19 protein-coding genes are annotated in these 18,386 nt (G+C 71.9%); 2 read left to right on the forward strand and 17 right to left on the reverse strand.

What is annotated here, in order from left to right:
• Nucleotides 1-46 precede the first annotated feature (46 nt).
• From DEI92_RS14465 to DEI92_RS14490, 6 genes are all read right to left on the reverse strand, one after another.
• Complete coding sequence (locus DEI92_RS14465; protein WP_111014027.1) at nucleotides 47-802, reverse strand: SseB family protein; 756 nt, start codon at nucleotides 800-802, stop codon at nucleotides 47-49.
• A gap of 72 nt (nucleotides 803-874) precedes the next feature.
• On the reverse strand, nucleotides 875-1,621 hold the full coding sequence (gene priA / locus DEI92_RS14470) for a bifunctional 1-(5-phosphoribosyl)-5-((5-phosphoribosylamino)methylideneamino)imidazole-4-carboxamide isomerase/phosphoribosylanthranilate isomerase PriA (protein ID WP_111013998.1): 747 nt from the start codon (nucleotides 1,619-1,621) through the stop codon (nucleotides 875-877).
• A 21-nt stretch (nucleotides 1,622-1,642) separates the two neighbouring features.
• A complete protein-coding gene (gene hisH / locus DEI92_RS14475) occupies nucleotides 1,643-2,278 on the reverse strand; it encodes an imidazole glycerol phosphate synthase subunit HisH (RefSeq protein ID WP_111011128.1) in 636 nt (211 codons plus the stop codon).
• Nucleotides 2,275-2,880 carry an imidazoleglycerol-phosphate dehydratase HisB gene (gene hisB / locus DEI92_RS14480; RefSeq protein WP_111013999.1) on the reverse strand — a complete coding sequence of 202 codons (606 nt, stop codon included), beginning with the start codon at nucleotides 2,878-2,880 and terminating at the stop codon, nucleotides 2,275-2,277. Before hisB ends, hisH begins: the two co-directional genes overlap by 4 nt.
• Nucleotides 2,877-3,971, reverse strand: a complete 1,095-nt coding sequence (locus DEI92_RS14485) for a histidinol-phosphate transaminase (RefSeq protein WP_111014000.1) — start codon at nucleotides 3,969-3,971, stop codon at nucleotides 2,877-2,879. The genes hisB and DEI92_RS14485 overlap by 4 nt, the downstream gene beginning before the upstream one ends.
• Nucleotides 3,972-4,055: 84 nt before the next feature.
• A complete protein-coding gene (locus tag DEI92_RS14490; protein ID WP_258370220.1) occupies nucleotides 4,056-4,409 on the reverse strand; it encodes a LysM peptidoglycan-binding domain-containing protein in 354 nt (117 codons plus the stop codon).
• A 255-nt stretch (nucleotides 4,410-4,664) separates the two neighbouring features.
• Between DEI92_RS14490 and lexA the strand changes: the two genes are divergently transcribed.
• The gene (gene lexA, locus DEI92_RS14495) at nucleotides 4,665-5,318 is read left to right on the forward strand and encodes a transcriptional repressor LexA (protein WP_111011124.1); all 654 of its coding nucleotides are present in this window, start codon (nucleotides 4,665-4,667) and stop codon (nucleotides 5,316-5,318) included.
• A 92-nt stretch (nucleotides 5,319-5,410) separates the two neighbouring features.
• Here the strand turns inward: lexA and hflX are convergent, their stop codons facing one another.
• Nucleotides 5,411-6,958 carry a GTPase HflX gene (gene hflX, locus DEI92_RS14500; RefSeq protein WP_181434949.1) on the reverse strand — a complete coding sequence of 516 codons (1,548 nt, stop codon included), beginning with the start codon at nucleotides 6,956-6,958 and terminating at the stop codon, nucleotides 5,411-5,413.
• Between the two features lie 59 nt (nucleotides 6,959-7,017).
• Here hflX and DEI92_RS14505 point away from each other — a divergent pair, with 59 nt between their 5' ends.
• Nucleotides 7,018-7,629 carry a class I SAM-dependent methyltransferase gene (locus DEI92_RS14505; RefSeq protein ID WP_111014002.1) on the forward strand — a complete coding sequence of 204 codons (612 nt, stop codon included), beginning with the start codon at nucleotides 7,018-7,020 and terminating at the stop codon, nucleotides 7,627-7,629.
• Between the two features lie 29 nt (nucleotides 7,630-7,658).
• Here DEI92_RS14505 and dapF read toward each other — a convergent pair whose 3' ends face one another.
• The 10 genes from dapF to DEI92_RS14555 form a co-directional block, all read right to left on the reverse strand.
• Nucleotides 7,659-8,549: a diaminopimelate epimerase gene (gene dapF / locus DEI92_RS14510; RefSeq protein WP_111014003.1), complete on the reverse strand. Its 891-nt coding sequence runs from the start codon at nucleotides 8,547-8,549 to the stop codon at nucleotides 7,659-7,661.
• Nucleotides 8,546-9,520, reverse strand: coding sequence for a tRNA (adenosine(37)-N6)-dimethylallyltransferase MiaA (miaA, locus tag DEI92_RS14515; protein WP_111014029.1), 975 nt, complete (start codon nucleotides 9,518-9,520; stop codon nucleotides 8,546-8,548). Before miaA ends, dapF begins: the two co-directional genes overlap by 4 nt.
• 92 nt (nucleotides 9,521-9,612) lie before the next feature.
• Nucleotides 9,613-11,136 carry a tRNA (N6-isopentenyl adenosine(37)-C2)-methylthiotransferase MiaB gene (miaB, locus tag DEI92_RS14520; protein WP_111014004.1) on the reverse strand — a complete coding sequence of 508 codons (1,524 nt, stop codon included), beginning with the start codon at nucleotides 11,134-11,136 and terminating at the stop codon, nucleotides 9,613-9,615.
• Nucleotides 11,137-11,192: 56 nt separating this feature from the next.
• Nucleotides 11,193-12,041: a regulatory protein RecX gene (locus DEI92_RS14525; protein ID WP_111014005.1), complete on the reverse strand. Its 849-nt coding sequence runs from the start codon at nucleotides 12,039-12,041 to the stop codon at nucleotides 11,193-11,195.
• Nucleotides 12,042-12,058: 17 nt separating this feature from the next.
• Complete coding sequence (gene recA / locus DEI92_RS14530; protein WP_111014006.1) at nucleotides 12,059-13,129, reverse strand: recombinase RecA; 1,071 nt, start codon at nucleotides 13,127-13,129, stop codon at nucleotides 12,059-12,061.
• A gap of 253 nt (nucleotides 13,130-13,382) precedes the next feature.
• On the reverse strand, nucleotides 13,383-13,607 hold the full coding sequence (locus DEI92_RS14535) for a DUF3046 domain-containing protein (RefSeq protein WP_111011117.1): 225 nt from the start codon (nucleotides 13,605-13,607) through the stop codon (nucleotides 13,383-13,385).
• 147 nt (nucleotides 13,608-13,754) lie between these two features.
• Nucleotides 13,755-14,066 carry a helix-turn-helix domain-containing protein gene (locus DEI92_RS14540; RefSeq protein ID WP_111011116.1) on the reverse strand — a complete coding sequence of 104 codons (312 nt, stop codon included), beginning with the start codon at nucleotides 14,064-14,066 and terminating at the stop codon, nucleotides 13,755-13,757.
• A 152-nt stretch (nucleotides 14,067-14,218) separates the two neighbouring features.
• Nucleotides 14,219-14,755 carry a CinA family protein gene (locus DEI92_RS14545; protein WP_258368718.1) on the reverse strand — a complete coding sequence of 179 codons (537 nt, stop codon included), beginning with the start codon at nucleotides 14,753-14,755 and terminating at the stop codon, nucleotides 14,219-14,221.
• Nucleotides 14,752-15,393, reverse strand: coding sequence for a CDP-diacylglycerol--glycerol-3-phosphate 3-phosphatidyltransferase (pgsA, locus tag DEI92_RS14550; RefSeq protein WP_111011144.1), 642 nt, complete (start codon nucleotides 15,391-15,393; stop codon nucleotides 14,752-14,754). The genes DEI92_RS14545 and pgsA overlap by 4 nt, the downstream gene beginning before the upstream one ends.
• Nucleotides 15,394-15,398: 5 nt before the next feature.
• Complete coding sequence (locus tag DEI92_RS14555; protein WP_111014007.1) at nucleotides 15,399-18,374, reverse strand: DNA translocase FtsK; 2,976 nt, start codon at nucleotides 18,372-18,374, stop codon at nucleotides 15,399-15,401.
• Nucleotides 18,375-18,386 lie beyond the last annotated feature (12 nt).

Genomic DNA, 18,386 nt, shown 5'->3' on the forward strand with positions numbered 1-18,386 from the left:
TCCGCCCGACGGCCCAGCGCTCCGCCCCGACGCCCCAGCGCTCCGCTCAGGCCGCCCGGAGCGCGACGCCGAGGCTGTCGACGTGCTCGGTGATGAACCGGTCCGCCGACCAGCGGGCCTGGAGGCGCGACACGAGTCCGCGCACCGACTCCGCATCCAGACCGGGTACGAGCACGAGACCGACGATGAGTTCGGGGCCCGCGAAGCGGCCGCCGGCGTCGCCAGGGGCCAATTCCACCCGGACGACGTCGGGCTCGTCGGCGAACGACGCGACGAAGGCCTCGCCGACGAGCGGGTCCGCGTAGCTGGGAACCCAGGGGACGTCCTGTCCCAGCGCCCACACGGCCGGACGGCGCACGACGAACTCCGTCGGCGCCGTCGGGTCGAGCACGATCAGCTCCGTGCCCTCACTCGCCGCCGCGAGCGCGACGCGGCGGGACTCGACCGGGACGGGTCGAGCTCGCGGGTCCCACGACCGCATGGCGTCGACCGAGGTGAACGCCGGCATCACACGCCGCCCGTCCGGCCCCGCCACCGTGACGATCGAGAGCTCCTGCGTCTTGTCCACCGGGCGGCCGTCCGGTCCCACCCCGACGTCACCGGCGTGGGCCACGAGCGGCACGAGCAACCGGGCGCCGCGGAGCGCGTCGAGCACCGTGACGTGCGAGCCCGTCCCCGCGCGGACGCCCTCGAGCGCTGCGGACAGCGCGGGATCGGCCGTGCCGTCGTCGCCCGCGAACGTCGTGCCGTGCGCCTGGAACGTGCGGCCCGCCCACGGGAGACCCGCGCTGTCGGCCGCCATGCCGGAGGACGCGGATGTGCCGTCGCCACCGTGGTGGTGACCGGCGTGGTCGTGATGGTCGGCGGTCACGCCCTACTCCCCCGCGACCTCGAGCGCCGCGGGCAGGGTGAACGCACCGGAGTACAGCGCCTTGCCGATGATCGCGCCCTCGAGCCCCAGGGGCACGAGTTCGCGGAGCGATCGGAGGTCCTCGAGCGCCGAGACACCGCCCGAGGCGACCACAGGTCGTTCGGTGCGCTCGAGGACCTGCCGCAGGAGGTCGACGTTCGGCCCCTGCAGCGTGCCGTCCTTCGTCACGTCCGTCACGACGTAGCGGGCACACCCGGCGTCCTCGAGCCGCGCGAGGACGGTGAACAGGTCGCCCGCGTCCTCGGTCCACCCACGGGAGGCGAGGGTCGTCCCGCGGACGTCGAGGCCCACGGCGATGCGCTCCCCGTGCTCGCCGATCACGCGAGCGGCCCAGTCCGGGTGCTCGAGCGCCGCTGTGCCGAGGTTGACCCGGGCCGCTCCCGTCGCGAGCGCCGCCTCGAGCGAGGCGTCGTCACGGATGCCTCCGGACAGCTCGACCGACACGCCGTCGACCGCGGCGATGACGCGCCCGATCACATCGCGGTTGTCGCCACGACCGAACGCCGCGTCGAGGTCGACGAGGTGGATCCACTCGGCGCCCTGCTCGCGCCACGCGGCGGCGGCGTCGACGGGGTCACCGTACCCGGTCTCGCTGCCGGCTTCGCCCCGGGTCAGCCGGACGGCCGTGCCGTCGACGATGTCGACCGCGGGCAGCAGGACGAGGGCCGGTGTGGTGGAGGAATCGCTCATGGTGTTCCCGGGTTCGGAGGGTCAGAGGGTCCGGAGCCAGTTCCGGAGCAGCGCGATGCCCGGCTCGCCCGACTTCTCCGGGTGGAACTGGGTCGCTGCGAGCGCACCGTTCTCGACCGCCGCGACGAAGCGCTCGCCGTGCTCGGCCCACGTCACCTTCGGGGCGGGGAACGGCGGCTGTGCGTCGATGTCGAGGGACGTCGCGCCGTAGGAGTGGACGAAGTAGAACCGCTCGCCGCTCAGACCGTCGAAGAGCACGGAGTCGGCGGGCGGCTGCACGGTGTTCCACCCCATGTGCGGCAGGACCTCCGCGCGCAACTGGTGGATCGTCCCCGGCCACTGCCCGAGTCCCGGCACATCGGACCCGCGCTCGACGCCCCGCTCGAACATCACCTGCATGCCGACGCACACGCCGAGCACCGGCTTGCCCCCGGCGAGCCGTCGGTCGACGAGGTCGCCGCCCCGCACGGTGTCGAGCTGGTCCATCACCGCCCGGAACGCGCCGACCCCAGGGACGACGAGCCCGTCGGCCGCGAGCGCAGCCTGGCGGTCCGCCGTGACCGTGACGTCCGCCCCCGCCCGCTCGAGCGCCTTGGCGGCCGAGTGGATGTTGCCCGACCCGTAGTCGAGCACGACGACGTCCGGACGAGCGCTCACAGCGAACCCTTCGTGGACGGGATGCCGTCCACCCGCGGGTCCGGCTGGACCGCCGCACGCAGTGCCCGCGCGAACGCCTTGAACTCGGCCTCGGCGATGTGGTGCGGGTCACGGCCCGCGAGGACCCGGACGTGCACGGTGAGACCGGCGTGCATCGTCACGGCCTCGAACACGTGCCGGACGAGCGAGCCGGTGAAGTGGCCGCCGATGCGGTGCAACGCGAAGCCCTCGGGCTCCCCCGTGTGGACGAGGTAGGGACGACCCGAGACGTCGACCACGGCCTGGGCGAGCGCCTCGTCCAGGGGCACGAGCGCATCGCCGTACCGCCCGATCCCGGCGCGGTCGCCGAGCGCCTGCCGCAGCGCCTGCCCGAGGACGATGCCGGTGTCCTCCACGGTGTGGTGCGCGTCGATGTCGGTGTCACCCGATGCCTCGACCTGGAGGTCGATGAGCGAGTGTTTCGCGAACGCGGTGAGCATGTGGTCGTAGAACGGGACCGACGTCGAGACCGAGGAACGACCGGTGCCGTCGAGGTCGAGCGACAACGTGACGCTCGACTCGCTCGTCGCGCGGGTGATCGAAGCGGTGCGCGAGCCGGTCATGCTCCAACCCTAACGGGGTCGATCTCGCGCATCGCCGTGAGGAACGCCGAGGTCTCGTCGGCCGTCCCGGCACTGACCCGAAGGTGCTCGGGGATCCCGAGGTCGCGGACGATGACGTCACGCTCGAGGAGTTCCTCGAACACGCGGCGGGGTTCCGCCACGCCGCCGAAGAGCACGAAGTTGGACCAGGTCTCGTAGGGGCGGAAGCCCATGTCCCCGAGCTCGCGGACCATCCGGTCGCGCTGGACCACGATGTCGTCGACCATCCGGAGCATCTCCGGCGCGTGCCGCAGCGCGGCGACCGCGGCGGCCTGCGTCAGAGCCGACAGGTGGTACGGCAGCCGGACGAGGCGGAGCGCGTCGACCACCGCGGGATCGGCCGCCAGGTAGCCGACGCGCGCGCCCGCGAAGGCGAACGCCTTGCTCATCGTCCGCGACACGACGAGCCGCTCCCGCCCGGGCAGCAGGGTCAGGGCCGAGGGCTGGTCCTTCGGCATGAACTCCGCGTAGGCCTCGTCCACCATGACGATGCCGTCCGTCGCGTCGTAGGCCTCGGCCACGGTGTCGAGCGACAGCGGCGTGCCCGTCGGGTTGTTCGGACCGCAGAAGAACACGATGTCGGGGCGATGCTCGCGCACCGCCGCGACCGCCGTCGCCGGGCTGATGCCGAACTCGGCGTCCCGCTGCGCGGGGATCCACCGGGTACCGGTACCCGAGGCGATGATGGAGTGCATCGAGTAGGTGGGCGGGAACCCGAGGACGGACCGCCCGGGACCGCCGAACGCCTGCAAGAGCTGCTGGATGACCTCGTTCGAACCGTTCGCCGCCCAGACGTGTTCCGGCGCGAGGCCGTGCCCGAGGTACGAGGCGAGCGACGAGCGCAGCGCGGTGAACTCGCGGTCCGGGTAGCGGTTCACCGTGGCGAGCGCCGCGCCGATCGAGGCGAGGATGTCCTCGGCGACCTCGGGCGGCACGGGATGCGTGTTCTCGTTGACGTTCAGCTGGACGCGGACGTGCTTCTGCGGCGCCCCGTACGGGGTCTGACCACGGAGGTCGTCACGGATGGGGAGGTCGTCCAGGGTGATCGCCACCGGACCATCGTAGGGCGGCGGCAGTCAACGCGGACCGACCAGCCGGACGGGATGACGACGGCGTCACCCCGTCCGGGAGGCCGATCAGGAGCCCGTCGTGTACTGCGTCGGGATGGCGAGCTTCTCGCCCGCCTGGACGGCGGCGCTCGGGAGGTTGTTGAGGTCGACGACGTCCTGCACGAACTCGCGCGGGTCGACGTTCGGGGCTTCGTCCTGCGCGAGTTGCCACAGGGACTCGCCCGGCTGGATCGTCACCGTCGTGAAGTGCACGTGCGCCGCATGGTCCCCCGCTGCGGCCTGCCCACCGTTGAGGGCGGCGAGGGCGACCACGAGCAACACGGGGAGTGCACTGACGGTGGTGAGGACGACCCGGCCCCGCCGAGTGATCCGGAGCCGGGGACGGACCGTACCGGCGGATGTGCTGCTGATGGTGCTCATGCTGACGCCTTCCTCGTACATGGGTCGCCTCGGTGGTCCGAAGACCTGTACCGAACATACGTTCGATCCGAAGCGCGCGCAAGTCCTACTGGTGCTGAACGGGGTGTCGGATCGACGACACGCTCGAACAGGTGTTTGGCGCGCCTGGTCCTGGCGGATACAGTTTCGATCGACTGGAGCCAGCCTGACGGGAACCACCGACATTCCCGTCGGACGGGGCGACGACCACTGGCCGGACCGGGGAGCACGACGCACATGGCAGACGACGCACCACGCGAGATGCGCACCCAGAAGCCCCTGACCCCGAAGCAGCAGGCGATCCTCGACGCCATCCGCTCCTCGATCGCGAACCGCGGGTACCCGCCGAGCATGCGCGAGATCGGTGACGCGGTCGGCCTCTCCTCACTGTCGAGCGTCACGCACCAGCTCGGTCAGCTCGAGCTCGGCGGCTGGATCCGCCGCGATCCGAACCGACCGCGCGCGCTCGAGGTCCTCGTGGACGAGCCCCGACCGGAGGACGGACCGGACATCGACGCGACGACGCTCGTTCCCCTCGTCGGCCGGATCGCCGCCGGTATCCCGATCACGGCCGAACAGCACGTCGACGAGATCGTCCCGCTCCCCCGTCAGCTGGTCGGGACCGGTGACCTGTTCATGCTCCGCGTGGTCGGGGACTCCATGGTCGACGCCGCGATCTGCGACGGCGACTGGGTCGTCGTGCGGAGCCAGCAGACCGCCGAGAACGGCGAGATCGTCGCCGCGATGCTCGACGAGGAGGCGACGGTCAAGGTGTTCCGCCAGCGCGACGGCCACACCTGGCTGCTCCCGCGGAACACCGCGTTCGAGCCGATCCTCGGCGACGCGGCCACGGTGCTCGGACGCGTCGTGGCGGTCCTGCGCTCCGTGTGACGTCGCGCACACCCGGGTCCGTCCGCTGGACGCGGAACGGCACGGTGGTGCGCCGGGCCGGCGGTTTCGGCCTCCCAGCCGCGACGCCCCGCTCAGGCGGAGTGGACCGGCGCGACCACGAACGGCGCGAGCTCGCTGACCTGGCGCGCGAAGACGCGGACGTCCAGGCGGGTGCCGTCGACCACGTACTCGGTCCGCTCCACCGCACCCTCGTCGTGCAGCCGGGACACGAGGTCGCCGCGGTCGTACGGGACCACGATCGTCAGCTCGACGTCGGGCTCCGGCAGACGCGCCTCGATCGCGGCGAGCAGCTCGGGGATCCCCTCGCCGGTCCGCGCGGACACGAAGACGGCGTCCGGTACGAGGCCGCGGAGGACGAGACGCTGATCGGCGTCGACGAGATCGGCCTTGTTGAACGCGACCACCTCGGGCACGTCCCGGGCACCGACGTCGGCGATGACGTCGCGGACGGTGCTCAGCTGCGCCCCCGGATCGGGGTGGGAACCGTCGACCACGTGCAGCACGACGTCGGCCTCACCGACCTCCTCGAGCGTGGACCGGAAGGCCTCGACGAGCTGGTGCGGCAGGTTCCGGACGAACCCGACGGTGTCGACGAACGTGAACGGGCGGCCACCCCCGGTCTCGGTCCGACGGACGGTCGCGTCCAGGGTCGCGAAGAGCTGGTTCTGCACGAGGACGCCCGCGGAGGTCAGGCGGTTGAGCAGGCTCGACTTGCCGGCGTTCGTGTACCCCGCGATGGCGACGCTCGGCACCTCGTTGCGGTGCCGCTCGGCGCGCTTCGCCTCGCGCGCCGGGGCGAACCCCGCGATCTGTCGACGCAGCCGGGCCATCCGGGTGTGGATGCGACGCCGATCGAGCTCGATCTTGGTCTCACCGGGACCACGGGACCCCATGCCGGCGCCCGCGCTGCCGACCTGGCCACCCGCTTGACGGGACATCGACTCACCCCAACCACGGAGGCGCGGGAGCAGGTACTCGAGCTGCGCGAGTTCGACCTGTGCCTTGCCCTCGCGGCTCTTGGCGTGCTGGCTGAAGATGTCGAGGATGACGGCGGTGCGGTCGATGACCTTCACCTTGACGACGTCCTCGAGCGCACGGCGTTGGCTCGGCGCGAGTTCCGTGTCGGCGATGACGGTGTCGGCGCCCGTCGCCTTGACGACCATCGCGAGTTCCTCGGCCTTGCCGCGGCCGAGGTACGTGCTCGGGTCCGGGTGCGGGCGGCGCTGGAGCAGACCGTCGAGCACGACCGCGCCCGCCGTCTCCGCGAGGGCAGCGAGCTCACGGATCGAGTTCTCGGCGTCCTGGGCGTCACCCTGCGCGTACACGCCGATGAGGACGACGCGCTCGAGCCGCAGCTGCCGGTACTCGACCTCGGTGACGTCCTCGAGCTCGGTGGACAGACCGGACACGCGACGCAGCGCGGCGCGGTCCTCACGGTCGTACTGTTCGCCGTCGCCCTGCCACCCCACGACCTCGGCGTCGGTGGTCTGGATCGCCTGCGCCGGCGCGAACACCGCCGGGGTCGTCCTGCTCTCGGCGTTCCGCAACACCCGCTCGACCACACCGTCGTGCTGCTGCTCCTCGAGGACACCCTCGACCATGTCGTCCTGCTCCGTCATCGTCCACAGGCTACCTCCGGGCACCCGGCGACACACGGAGATGCCGGTACGGTTCATCCATGGCGAACGAGCACTACTTCTCGGCCCAGCCGGAGAGCGACGCCCGACCGCGGCGCATCACGGTCACCCTGGCCGGGCGGACGCTCACCCTCGCCACCGCCGCGGGCGTCTTCAGCCCGGACCGGCTCGACGCGGGCACGCGGGTGTTGCTGCAGAGCGTGCCGCCACCGCCCGCGACCGGGGCGCTCCTCGACGTCGGCTGCGGGTGGGGTCCGCTCAGCATCGCCATGGCGCTGCAGGCGCCCGAGGCCGAGGTCTGGGGCGTCGACGTCAACGAGCGTGTGCTCGACCTGGCTCGGGCGAACGCGGCGACGGCCGGTGCCCGGAACGTCACGGTGCGTCTGCCGGAGGCGGTGCCGGAGGACCTCCGGTTCGCCACCATCTGGTCGAACCCCCCGATCCGGGTGGGCAAGGACGAGCTCCACTCGATCCTGCTCACGTGGCTCCCGCGCCTGCAACCAGGTGGGGACGCCTGGCTCGTGGTGGCCAAGAACCTGGGCGGCGACTCGCTGCAGCGGTGGCTGGCCGAGACGCTCGACACCGACCTCGCGGTCACGCGCGCGACGACCGACCGCGGGTACCGCGTCATCCGGGTGCACCGGACACGCTGATCGCGGCGGGTGCGTCATGGCACCGGCCGTCAGACGGTGAGGTCGCCCTCGAACACCAGGTCGGCGGGACCGCTCAGCGCGACGTGCTCGCCGTCCTCCGCAGCGGCCATCCGGACCGTCAGGACGCCGCCGGGCACGCGGACCCGCCAGGTGTCCGGCGCCTGCGGACCGGCCCAGTGGCGGACCGCCAGGGCCGCCGCGACGGCCCCCGTGCCGCACGACAGGGTCTCGCCACTGCCGCGCTCGTGGACGCGCATCGTGATGTGGCCGACGCCGTCGCGCACGAGCGGATCGCCGGGCAGGACGAACTCGACGTTCGCGCCCGCGGGCGGTGCCGGCTCGAGGACCGGCACGTAGGTCAGGTCGAGCCCCGCGAGTTCGTCGTCCGTCGCCACGGCGACGACGACGTGCGGGTTGCCGACGTCGATCGGGAGGCCCGGGCGCGCGCCGTCGAGGTTGCGGGCGCGGACGAGGACCTCGTCGCCGTCGAGACCGGCGATGCCGAGCCCCCATCGTCCGAGGTCGGCCGAGAACCCGTTGGTCGACCGCTGCAGGTCGACCACGCCCTTCCGCGTCCCGATCGCCAGGGTCTCGCCCGGCGCGAGGTCGACCAGTCCGGCGTCGGTCAGGTAGCGCGCGAACACCCGCACGCCGTTGCCGCACATCTCGGCGACACTGCCGTCGGCGTTGTGGTAGTCCATGAACCACTCGGCCTCGGGAGCGACGGCGGCGATCGATCGGCCGTCCGGCAGCGCGGCCGTCCTGACCGCGCGGATCACGCCGTCGGCGCCCACGCCGAAGCGACGATCGGCGATGGCACGGATGCGCTCCGGGGTCAGGTCCACTGTCGCGTCCGGGTCGGCGAACAGCACGAAGTCGTTGCCCGTGCCGTGGCCCTTGGTGAAGTGGAGTTCGGTCACGCCCCGATCCTAGCGAGGGCCTCGGACGCGTCCCCGCGGCCGCGGTCGGCAGCCACGGCGACGGCCACCCGCTCGAGGTCGTCGTGGCCCGCTCCGGTCACGTCGAGCGACTCCGCCTCGCGCAGCCGCCGGAACCAGGAAACCTGTCGGCGGGCGTACTGCCGCGTCGCGACCGCGGTCGACGTCACGGCGCCCTCGAGGTCCGAGCGGCCGTGCAGCACGTCGAGAGCCTGCGCGTAGCCGATCGCCGCGCGGGCCGTCCGTCCGGCCTCCAGGCCGACGTCGACGAGGCCCGCGACCTCGTCGACGAGGCCGTCGTCGAACATCCTCGCGGCGCGCTCGTGCAGCATCGGCACGAGGACCTCACGCCGCCGTTGCAGGTGCAGCACCCGCATCGGTCGCCACGGCCGCGGTGCGGACGGGAGGCGCGGGCGCACCGGATCCCGGTTCGTCGCGACCTCGACGGCGCGGACCAGACGCCGGGTGTTCCGCGGGTCGACCGCTGCCGCCGCCGCGGGGTCGAGGGCACGCAGTCGTTCGAGCAGTGCGTCCGCCCCGCGCTCGTCCGCCTCGCGCTCGAGCGCCGCGCGGAGTTCCGGATCCGTGGCGGGGAAGGACAGGTCGTGGAGCACGCTCGACACGTACAGGCCGCTCCCGCCGACGAGCACGACCGGCGCGCCCGCCCCGACCACGGCGTCGATCGCCGCCCGGGCGTCACGCTGGTACGCCGCGACGCTCGCCTCGTCGGTCACGTCGAGCACGTCGAGCAGTCGATGCGGCACACCGCGTCGGGCGGCGATCGGGACCTTGGCCGTCCCGATGTCCATCCCGCGATACAGCTGCATCGCGTCGGCGTTCACGATCTCGGCGGGGAGACCGTCTCGGCGGAGTGCTTCGGCGATGCCGAGCGCCAGGTCCGACTTGCCGGTGCCCGTGGCACCCACGATCGCGATGACGTCCGGGCCCTCCACGCCCGGATCGCTGGCCCGCGCCTCCGACGACGCCGACGCCGACGCCGATGCCGATGCCGATGCCCCCGATGATGCAGGCGTCTCGAGCACCGTCAGCGGCCGGAAGGCGCGCCGACCCGCAGCGTCGGCAGCCCGAGCGACACCGGCCGGGGCCCGACCGCGGCGTCCGCCGCACCGACGTCGGCCGGGACCGGCACGCCACACGAGGCGGCCTGCGCGCGGTCCCACGCGTCGCCCGCGCGGGTGCGGCGGACGCGCAGCGGCGCGTCCGTGTCGGCGATGAGGTACCGGGGTGCGCCGCGCGTGATCTCGAGCGTCACGACGTCGCCCGGGCGCGGGACCTCCGAGCCGGCGGGTACACCGAAGTGCACGAGACGGGCGTCCTCGGCCCGCCCGCTCAGTCGGTGCGTCGCGTCGTCCTTCCGCCCCTCGCCCGTCGCGACGAGGACCTCGACCGTTCGGCCGACCTGCCGTGCGTTCTCCTCGGCGACGATCCGGTCCTGCAGCGCCACGAGTCGGTCGTAGCGGTCCTGCACGACCTCCTTCGGCACCTGTTGCTCCATCGTCGCCGCGGGCGTCCCCGGGCGGATGGAGTACTGGAACGTGAACGCCGACGCGAACCGTGCACGCTCGACGACCCGGAGCGTGTCCTGGAAGTCGGCCTCGGTCTCGCCGGGGAAACCGACGATGATGTCGGTCGAGATCGCCGCGTGCGGGATGCGGGCGCGGACCCGGTCGAGGATCCCGAGGAAGCGGTCGCTGCGGTAGCTCCGCCGCATCGCCCGGAGGATGCGGTCCGAGCCGGACTGCAGCGGCATGTGGAGCTGCGGCATCACGTTCGGCGTCTCGGCCATGGCGTCGATGACGTCGTCGGTGAACGCGGCGGGGTGCGGGCTGGTGAACCGGACCCGCTCGAGCCCCTCGATCGAACCGGCAGCGCGGAGGAGTTTGCTGAACGCCTGGCGGTCGCCGAACTCGACGCCGTACGAGTTGACGTTCTGGCCGAGCAACGTGACCTCGATCGCGCCGTCGTCCACGAGCGCCTGGATCTCGGCCAGGACGTCGCCCGGTCGGCGGTCCTTCTCCTTGCCCCGGAGCGACGGGACGATGCAGAACGTGCACGTGTTGTTGCAGCCGACGGAGATCGACACCCACCCGCTGTGCGTGGAGTCCCGCTTGGTGGGCAGCGTCGACGGGAACACCTCGAGCGCCTCGAGGATCTCGACCTGCGCCTCGCCGTTGTGGCGTGCGCGCTCGAGCATCGCGGGCAGCGAGCCCATGTTGTGCGTGCCGAACACGACGTCGACCCACGGGGCCTTCTCGAGGATGACGTTCTTGTCCTTCTGCGCCAGGCACCCACCGACGGCGATCTGCAGCCCCTCGTGCTCACGCTTGACCCCGGCCAGGTGGCCGAGGTTGCCGTACAGGCGGTTGTCCGCGTTCTCGCGGACCGCGCAGGTGTTGATCACGACGACGTCGGCCTGCTCGTCCACAGCCGGCACGTACCCGGCCGCCTCGAGTGACCCGCTGAGACGCTCCGAGTCGTGCACGTTCATCTGGCACCCGTAGGTCCGGACCTCGTAGGTGCGGGGGCGCGCTGCGGTGGTGGTCGCCATGGTGCTGTCAGTGTACGGCGGCGTCACCGTCGCCCAGACCGGCAGGCCCGGCCCGCCTACTCGAAGCGCACGCCACCCCGTCGGCCGCCGCCGTCGAGTGCGATCCGGACGGCGGTCCGCACGACCGATCCGCCGTAGCCCTTGCGCATGAGGAACCCCGAGAGCCGGCGCTCCGCGGTCTCGTGGTCGAGCCCCCGCATCTGTCCGGCGCGCTTGCGGGCCAACTCGATCGCACGCTCGGACTCCGCCGCGTCGTCGTCCTGGTCCGCCAGGGCCGCGTCGATCGCCGCCTGGTCGACGCCCCGCCGCCGGAGCTCCGCCACCACGCCTTGTCGCCCCAGGCCCTTGCGGTCGTGCAGACGGTCGACGAGGTCGGCAGCGAGCCGCACGTCGTCGAGGAGACCGACCCGGGTGAGTCGAGCGATCTCGTGCTCGACGATGTCCTCGGGGAGTTCGCGGCCGAGGAGGGCGGTCCGCAGCTCGGACGTGCTCGTGCCACGGCGGCTGAGCGCCCGGATGCTGATCCGCTCTGCCTCGGCGAGCAACTCGTCGTGCGTGGGTGGCGACTCGACCGTCTCGTGCTCGGCGTCATCGTCCCGGTCGGCAGCCCGCAGTCGGCGCACCGGGGCGGCGGGCCCGACGGTCTCGACGGACCCGACGGTGGAACCCGTCACCGGAGGGAGCCACGCGTCGGAGGCGTCCGGGCGGTCGACGTCGGTCTCGTCGCGGACGAGACCGACCGGGATCGCGTCATCCCCGTCCGGGCCGCCCATGCTCGCGCCGCGTGCGTCGGGCTCGGCAGACGGTGCTCCGCCTTCCGCCGGTCCGCGCCGGGACGACGTCGCCCGTGCCGACGACCGCGCACCGAAGATGTCGGTGACCGGTGCGAGGCCGTCGTCAGGCATGGAGCTGTCTCGGGAGCTCACGCGCCCTTCTTGGCGGCGAGTTTCTTCTCGAGGGACTCGACCGGCGCCGGGGCGTCAGCGGTGGCAGCGGCAGCACCGACACCGAGCTTCGCGAGGATCTTGCGCTCGATCTCGGCGGCGATGTCGCCGTTCTGGATGAGGAAGTTGCGCGAGTTCTCCTTGCCCTGGCCGAGCTGGTCGCCCTCGTACGTGTACCAGGCGCCCGACTTCTTGACGATGCCGTGCTCCACACCGAAGTCGAGCAACGAGCCCTCGCGCGAGATCCCCACGCCGTAGAGGATGTCGAACTCGGCCTGCTTGAAGGGCGGCGCCATCTTGTTCTTGACGACCTTGACCCGGGTGCGGTTGCCCACGGCCTCGGTGCCGTCCTTCAGGGTCTCGATGCGGCGGATGTCCAGCCGGACCGAGGCGTAGAACTTGAGCGCCTTACCGCCAGCGGTGGTCTCCGGGCTGCCGAAGAACACGCCGATCTTCTCGCGCAGCTGGTTGATGAAGATCATCGTGGTCTGCGTCTGGTTGAGCCCACCGGCCAGCTTCCGGAGTGCCTGCGACATGAGGCGGGCCTGGAGGCCGACGTGCGAGTCGCCCATCTCGCCCTCGATCTCGGCGCGGGGCACGAGCGCGGCCACGGAGTCGACCACGACCAGGTCGATCGAGCCCGAACGGACGAGCATGTCCGCGATCTCGAGCGCCTGCTCACCCGTGTCGGGCTGGGAGACGAGGAGCGCGTCGATGTCGACGCCGAGCTTCTTCGCGTACTCGGGGTCGAGGGCGTGCTCCGCGTCGATGAAGGCCGCGATGCCGCCGTTGCGCTGCGCGTTCGCGATGGCGTGCAGCGTCAGGGTCGTCTTGCCGGAGGACTCCGGACCGTAGATCTCGATGATGCGACCACGCGGGAGGCCGCCGATGCCGAGAGCGACGTCGAGCGCCACGGATCCGGTGGGGATGGTGGCGACGGGGGCGCGTTCGTCACTCCCGAGGCGCATCACCGTGCCCTTGCCGAACTGTCGGTCGATCTGGGCGAGTGCGGTCTCGAGGGCCTTCTCGCGGTCTGCGGGTGAGGGCATGATGCGCTCCTTCTGCTCGTGTACGGCGCCTGTAGGCTGTCGCCTTCGCGAGGACCGGTGGGGCAGGGTCCTCGGTTCACCGACAAGGCTCGGATGCTCATCCGATGGACCGAACCTACGACCGGCCACCGACATCACCACGCCGAGAGCAGACCGCTGTGGACGGTACGTCGCCACGAGCATCTGTGCAGGACGGTAGCACCGGGTCGAACACCCGTTCGAGCAACACGCCGAAGACGTGTTCGAGTGGGCGTCAGTCGCGCGGAGCGCGGAGGCCCTTGCCGTGCCGCCGTCCGACGGGCACGTCCTGCGCGTCGCACAGGGCCTCCCAGACGTCGCGGGCCGGCACCCCCGCCGCGAGCGCGTCGGCCGCCGACCGTCCGCCCACCGCCCCGAGGACGACGTCGCGCGTGACCACCTGACCGTAGGCCGGACCGAACTCGTCCTCGACCGCCTGCCAGAACTCACTCACGCGCACGGCCCCATGGTAGCCAGGACCCCGGACACGAGGCGGGGCCGGACGCACTCGTCGAGGCGGCCACCGCCGCTGGCCCTGATCGCCGCGCCCCCGGAACGCGGAACGCCCCGGTCCAGCAGGACCGGGGCGTTCCGACGCGGACTGCGCTCAGCGCACCGCGAGGTCGTTGTCGAACTCGGCGACGAGGTCGTCCGGCAGCATGTCCGGAACCGGGGAGGTGATCCCCTCGACGACCGCGAGGCGGTCACCGACTTCGCGCATGATGACCGAGATGGGCGTGTCGAGCGCGTCGGCGACCGAAGCGAGGATCTCGGAGCTGGCTTCCTTCTGACCGCGCTCCACCTCGCTCAGGTATCCGAGCGCGACACTGGCCTTGCTGGCGACCTGACGGAGGGTCCGGCCCTTCTGCAAGCGGAAGTCCCGCAGGACATCGCCGATTTCCTGACGAACGAGAACCATGAGAACTCCTCCTTCCTGTCATCCCGATCCCGCTCGATCCCGGTGACCGAGAACGGGACAGCAACACTATCGCCGCCGGTTCGTGCATGCTAACCAGGGGGCTCTGGGTGGTGCTTGTGAATGCACCACTTGTAACCGGATGGAAACGCGCCCTATTCCCCGGACGTGCTCGCCGTGACCGCCTGGTGCAAGCGTGTGAGGAGTTCGGAGACGGCCCCCGCGCGGATTGCCGCACGGTCACCATCCAGCCGGAGTTCGGACGCCTCGGCGACACCGGCCCGCGCGATCCCGACGAACACCGTGCCGACCGGCTTGCCGTCCTGCGGTTCCGGTCCGGCGACGCCCGTCGTGCTGATGCCCCAGGTCGCCGCGAGGCCGTCGACCGCCGTCGCCGCACGCACCCCGGTCGCCATCTGCCGCGCGACCTCCGGATCGACCGCCCCCCGGGTCGCCAGCAGCGCCGCGTCGACGCCGAGCAGCCGGTGCTTCAACGGCGTCGCGTAGGCGACCACACCCCCGCGCACGACCGCGCTCGCACCCGGGACGGCGACGAGCTCCGCCACGACGAGACCGCCGGTGAGCGACTCCGCGACGGCGAGCGTCTCGCCGCGCGCCGCGAGTGCGCGCACGATCGCGACCGCCAGCGAGCCGGGAGGCACGACAGCGTCGGGTGCGTCGGTGACCGTCACCGCGCCTCCCGGCCGTGCCGCCAGGCCTGCCACAGGTAGTCGAGACCGCTCAGGATCGTCGCGAGGAACGCCAACACCATGAGGACGGCGTCGACGACGTGCACCCAACCGCCGAAGACGTTCCAGAAGGGGATGAGGGCCAGGGTGATCGCGACGGCCTGCAGGACCGTCTTGACCTTGCCGCCGCGGCTCGCGGGGATGACCCGGTCGCTCAGCACCGCGAAGCGGAAGACCGTGATGCCGATCTCGCGCACCATGATGAGGACGGTGACGTACCAGGGCAGTTCCCCGAGCACCGAGAGCGAGACGAGGGCGCCGCCGATGAGCACCTTGTCGGCGATCGGGTCGACGAGCTTGCCGAAGTCGGTGACGAGGTTCTGCCGGCGGGCGATGATGCCGTCGGCGCTGTCGGTGACGATCGCGACCACGAACAGCACGGCTGCCCAGATCCGGAGGGGACCGTCCTGCCCCGCGTCGAGGAGCAGGAAGACGAAGAACACCGGCGCCATCAGGATCCGGATGACGGTGATGACGTTGGCGACGTTCGCGGTCGACGCCGGCCCCGATCCCGATCGGATCACCCGCCCCCGCCACGGGAACCGCTTCTGCGTCGCGGTGGACTCACCGGAGGCGCTCATGGTGATCACTCCCTGCCGGTCAGGCTCCAGGCGTCCTCGTCCGGATCGCTCTCGACCTCATCGTACCCACGGGTCATGTCGGCGACCGGGTCGTCGGACCCGCGGTACCCGACGTCGCCCTCCGCGCCGTCGCGCGTCGGGGTGACCGGGGCGGCCGGCGCGGGGGGCTCCTCACCCCGGAGTCGCGCGAGGGTCTCGGGAAGCTGCTCGACCGTGATGAGGACGTCGCGGGCCTTCGAGCCCTCGCTCGGCCCGACGATCTCGCGTGACTCCATGAGGTCCATGAGCCGCCCCGCCTTGGCGAAGCCCACGCGGAGCTTCCGCTGGAGCATCGAGGTCGACCCGAACTGCGTCGAGACGACCTGCTCCACGGCCGCGAGGAGGAGCTCGAGGTCGTCACCGATGTCGGCGTCGATCTCCTTGCGCTCGACGACCGCCTGGACGTCCTGGCGGTACTCCGGGCGGGCCTGGCGGGTGACGTGCGCGACCACCTCGGCGATCTCGCTCTCCTGCACCCAGGCGCCCTGCACGCGGACGGCCTTCGACGACCCCATCGGCAGGAACAGTCCGTCGCCCTGGCCGATGAGCTTGTCGGCTCCCGGCTGGTCGAGGATGACCCGGGAGTCCGTCACGCTCGTCACCGCGAACGCGAGCCGCGACGGCACGTTCGCCTTGATGAGCCCCGTGACGACGTCCACCGAGGGACGCTGCGTCGCGAGGACGAGGTGGATGCCGGCCGCCCGGGCGAGCTGCGTGATGCGGACGATCGAGTCCTCGACGTCGCGCGGGGCGACGAGCATGAGGTCCGCGAGCTCGTCCACCACGACGAGGAGGTACGGGTACGGCTTGAGCTTCCGCTCGCTGCCGGCGGGCAGGACGATCTCGTCGTTCGCCACGGCACGGTTGAAGTCGTCGACGTGCCGGAACCCGAACGACGCGAGGTCGTCGTACCGCATGTCCATCTCCTTCACGACCCACTGCAGCGCCTCGGCCGCCTTCTTCGGGTTCGTGATGATGGGGGTGATGAGGTGCGGGACACCGGCGTAGATCGAGAGCTCGACGCGCTTCGGGTCGACGAGGACCATGCGGACCTCGCTCGGCTTCGCGCGCATGAGGAGCGACGTGATCATCGAGTTGACGAAGCTCGACTTGCCGGACCCCGTGGAGCCGGCGACCAGGAGGTGCGGCATCTTCGCGAGGTTCGCCACGACGAAGCCGCCCTCGACGTCCTTGCCGACGCCGATGGTCATCGGGTGCTTCGACTTCGTGGCCGCGTTCGACCGCAGCACGTCGCCGAGCGAGACGATCTCGCGGTCCGAGTTCGGGATCTCGACGCCGATCGCGCTCTTGCCGGGGATCGGCGAGAGGATGCGGACCTCGTTCGAGGCGACCGCGTACGACAGGTTCTTGCTCAACGCCGTGACGCGCTCGACCTTGACCCCCGGGCCGAGCTCGATCTCGTACCGGGTGACCGTCGGGCCGCGCGAGAACCCGGTGACCTTGGCGTCGACCTTGAACTCGGTGAGGACGCCGGTGATCGCCGCGACCATCTCGTCGTTCGCGGTGCTGTGCGCCGTCGCGGGGGTGCCCGGGCTCAGCGTCGAGGCGGCGGGCAGGCGGTAGGGCGCGGCCGGAGCGTCGTCGGCGGACGTGTCGGGCAGGCCGTCCTGCTCGTCCTCGTCGAGGGGCAGCACGTCCGTGACGGGCTCGGCCACGGCGGGACGGATGACCTCGGTCGCGGCCTGGGCCTCGTCGTGGCGCACGCGGCCCGGCGCCTGCGCGTCGAACGCACGGAGGGCCTCCTCGGCGCGGTCGAGGTCCTCGGCGACGTCCTGTTCGAGCGAGTCGTTGAGGTTGACCGACACGGGTTCGGCCGGCGTCAGGTCGACGAGGCCCGCCGCGGCGCCCGGGCCCACCGCTCCCGCGACGCCGACCGGACCCGGGGCGACCGGCGCAGCTGCAGCGCCGCGCCCGGTGGCGGCCGCGGCGTCGGACGTCTCGGCGTGCGGGAGCACGGGGGTGTCGTAGGCGGGATCCTCCTCGCGCCCGGTCTTGTTGCGCCGCCACCACGGGAGCGCCCCGGGCTCGCCCTCGCCCGAGCCGTCGCCGCTGCCGTCGCCGTCGAGGTCCTCGAACGGGTCGAACGACGACGACGCCGAGGTGTTCCGGCCACGGCGCGGTGCCACGGGCGCGGGTGCGTCCGCGTCGATCGGAGCCGGCCCCGGCGTGCCGAACAGGTACGCGTAGAGCTCGTGCACGCGTCGACCCACGTGGTTCGGGGGCGTCTTCGTGATGATGAACAGCGAGAGCGCGATGAGCGCCACGGCCACGGGGGTGGCGATCCACGCGGTCGCGGCCGCGACGATCCAGCCGATCACCACCCAGCCGATGATCCCGCCCGCCTGTGCGAGCACGGGCATGCCGTCGGACGCCGGGGGCTGACCGCCGTAGATGTGACAGACGGAGGAGATGCCGATGACGAGCAACCCCAGGCCGATGCCGATGCGGGTGTTGTCGTGCACGGACGCGGGATGCCGGAACAACCACCCGGCGAACACGATCATGATGACCGGCAACGCGACCGCGAGCCGACCGAACAGACCACCGAACGTGTAGGCGTCCAGGGCCACCGCGACCGGGTTGGCGGGGTTGAGCCACTCGACCACGGCACCGGCGATCGCGAGCAGGAACAGCAGGAACGGGAAGCCGTCGCGTCGTTCGTCGTGCTCGAGCGACTCCTTGCCGAGCAGCCGGAACACCGCGCCGACACCGTGCGCTGCACCCGTCCAGGCGGTCACGAGGGGGTTCGGCCCGACGACCTCGACCGGTTGCGGGAGCTTCCGGGTGGTCGCCTGGGTCCGGGAGGTGGCGCCGCGGGCCCCCGTGCCGCCGGACCCGCGCGCGGGCGAGGGCGCCCGCGACCCCGAGGACGCGCGGGACCCCGAGGACGCGCGCGACGACGACTTGGTGCTCCCGGCCATGAGCGGAACCCT

This window comes from Curtobacterium sp. MCBD17_034 (genome assembly GCF_003234515.1).
Lineage (GTDB): Bacteria > Actinomycetota > Actinomycetes > Actinomycetales > Microbacteriaceae > Curtobacterium.

Excerpts from the sequence above, each read along its gene's own strand:
- hisB (WP_111013999.1), bottom strand. The coding sequence starts at position 2,880 with ATGACCGGCTCGCGCACCGCTTCGATCACCCGCGCGACGAGCGAGTCG.
- DEI92_RS14490 (WP_258370220.1), bottom strand. The coding sequence starts at position 4,409 with ATGAGCACCATCAGCAGCACATCCGCCGGTACGGTCCGTCCCCGGCTC.
- DEI92_RS14540 (WP_111011116.1), bottom strand. The coding sequence starts at position 14,066 with ATGGTTCTCGTTCGTCAGGAAATCGGCGATGTCCTGCGGGACTTCCGC.
- hflX (WP_181434949.1), bottom strand. The coding sequence starts at position 6,958 with ATGACGGAGCAGGACGACATGGTCGAGGGTGTCCTCGAGGAGCAGCAG.
- DEI92_RS14555 (WP_111014007.1), bottom strand. The coding sequence starts at position 18,374 with ATGGCCGGGAGCACCAAGTCGTCGTCGCGCGCGTCCTCGGGGTCCCGC.
- DEI92_RS14465 (WP_111014027.1), bottom strand. The coding sequence starts at position 802 with ATGGCGGCCGACAGCGCGGGTCTCCCGTGGGCGGGCCGCACGTTCCAG.
- lexA (WP_111011124.1), top strand. The coding sequence starts at position 4,665 with ATGGCAGACGACGCACCACGCGAGATGCGCACCCAGAAGCCCCTGACC.
- recA (WP_111014006.1), bottom strand. The coding sequence starts at position 13,129 with ATGCCCTCACCCGCAGACCGCGAGAAGGCCCTCGAGACCGCACTCGCC.
- miaB (WP_111014004.1), bottom strand. The coding sequence starts at position 11,136 with ATGGCGACCACCACCGCAGCGCGCCCCCGCACCTACGAGGTCCGGACC.
- priA (WP_111013998.1), bottom strand. The coding sequence starts at position 1,621 with ATGAGCGATTCCTCCACCACACCGGCCCTCGTCCTGCTGCCCGCGGTC.
- DEI92_RS14525 (WP_111014005.1), bottom strand. The coding sequence starts at position 12,041 with ATGCCTGACGACGGCCTCGCACCGGTCACCGACATCTTCGGTGCGCGG.
- pgsA (WP_111011144.1), bottom strand. The coding sequence starts at position 15,393 with ATGAGCGCCTCCGGTGAGTCCACCGCGACGCAGAAGCGGTTCCCGTGG.
- DEI92_RS14505 (WP_111014002.1), top strand. The coding sequence starts at position 7,018 with ATGGCGAACGAGCACTACTTCTCGGCCCAGCCGGAGAGCGACGCCCGA.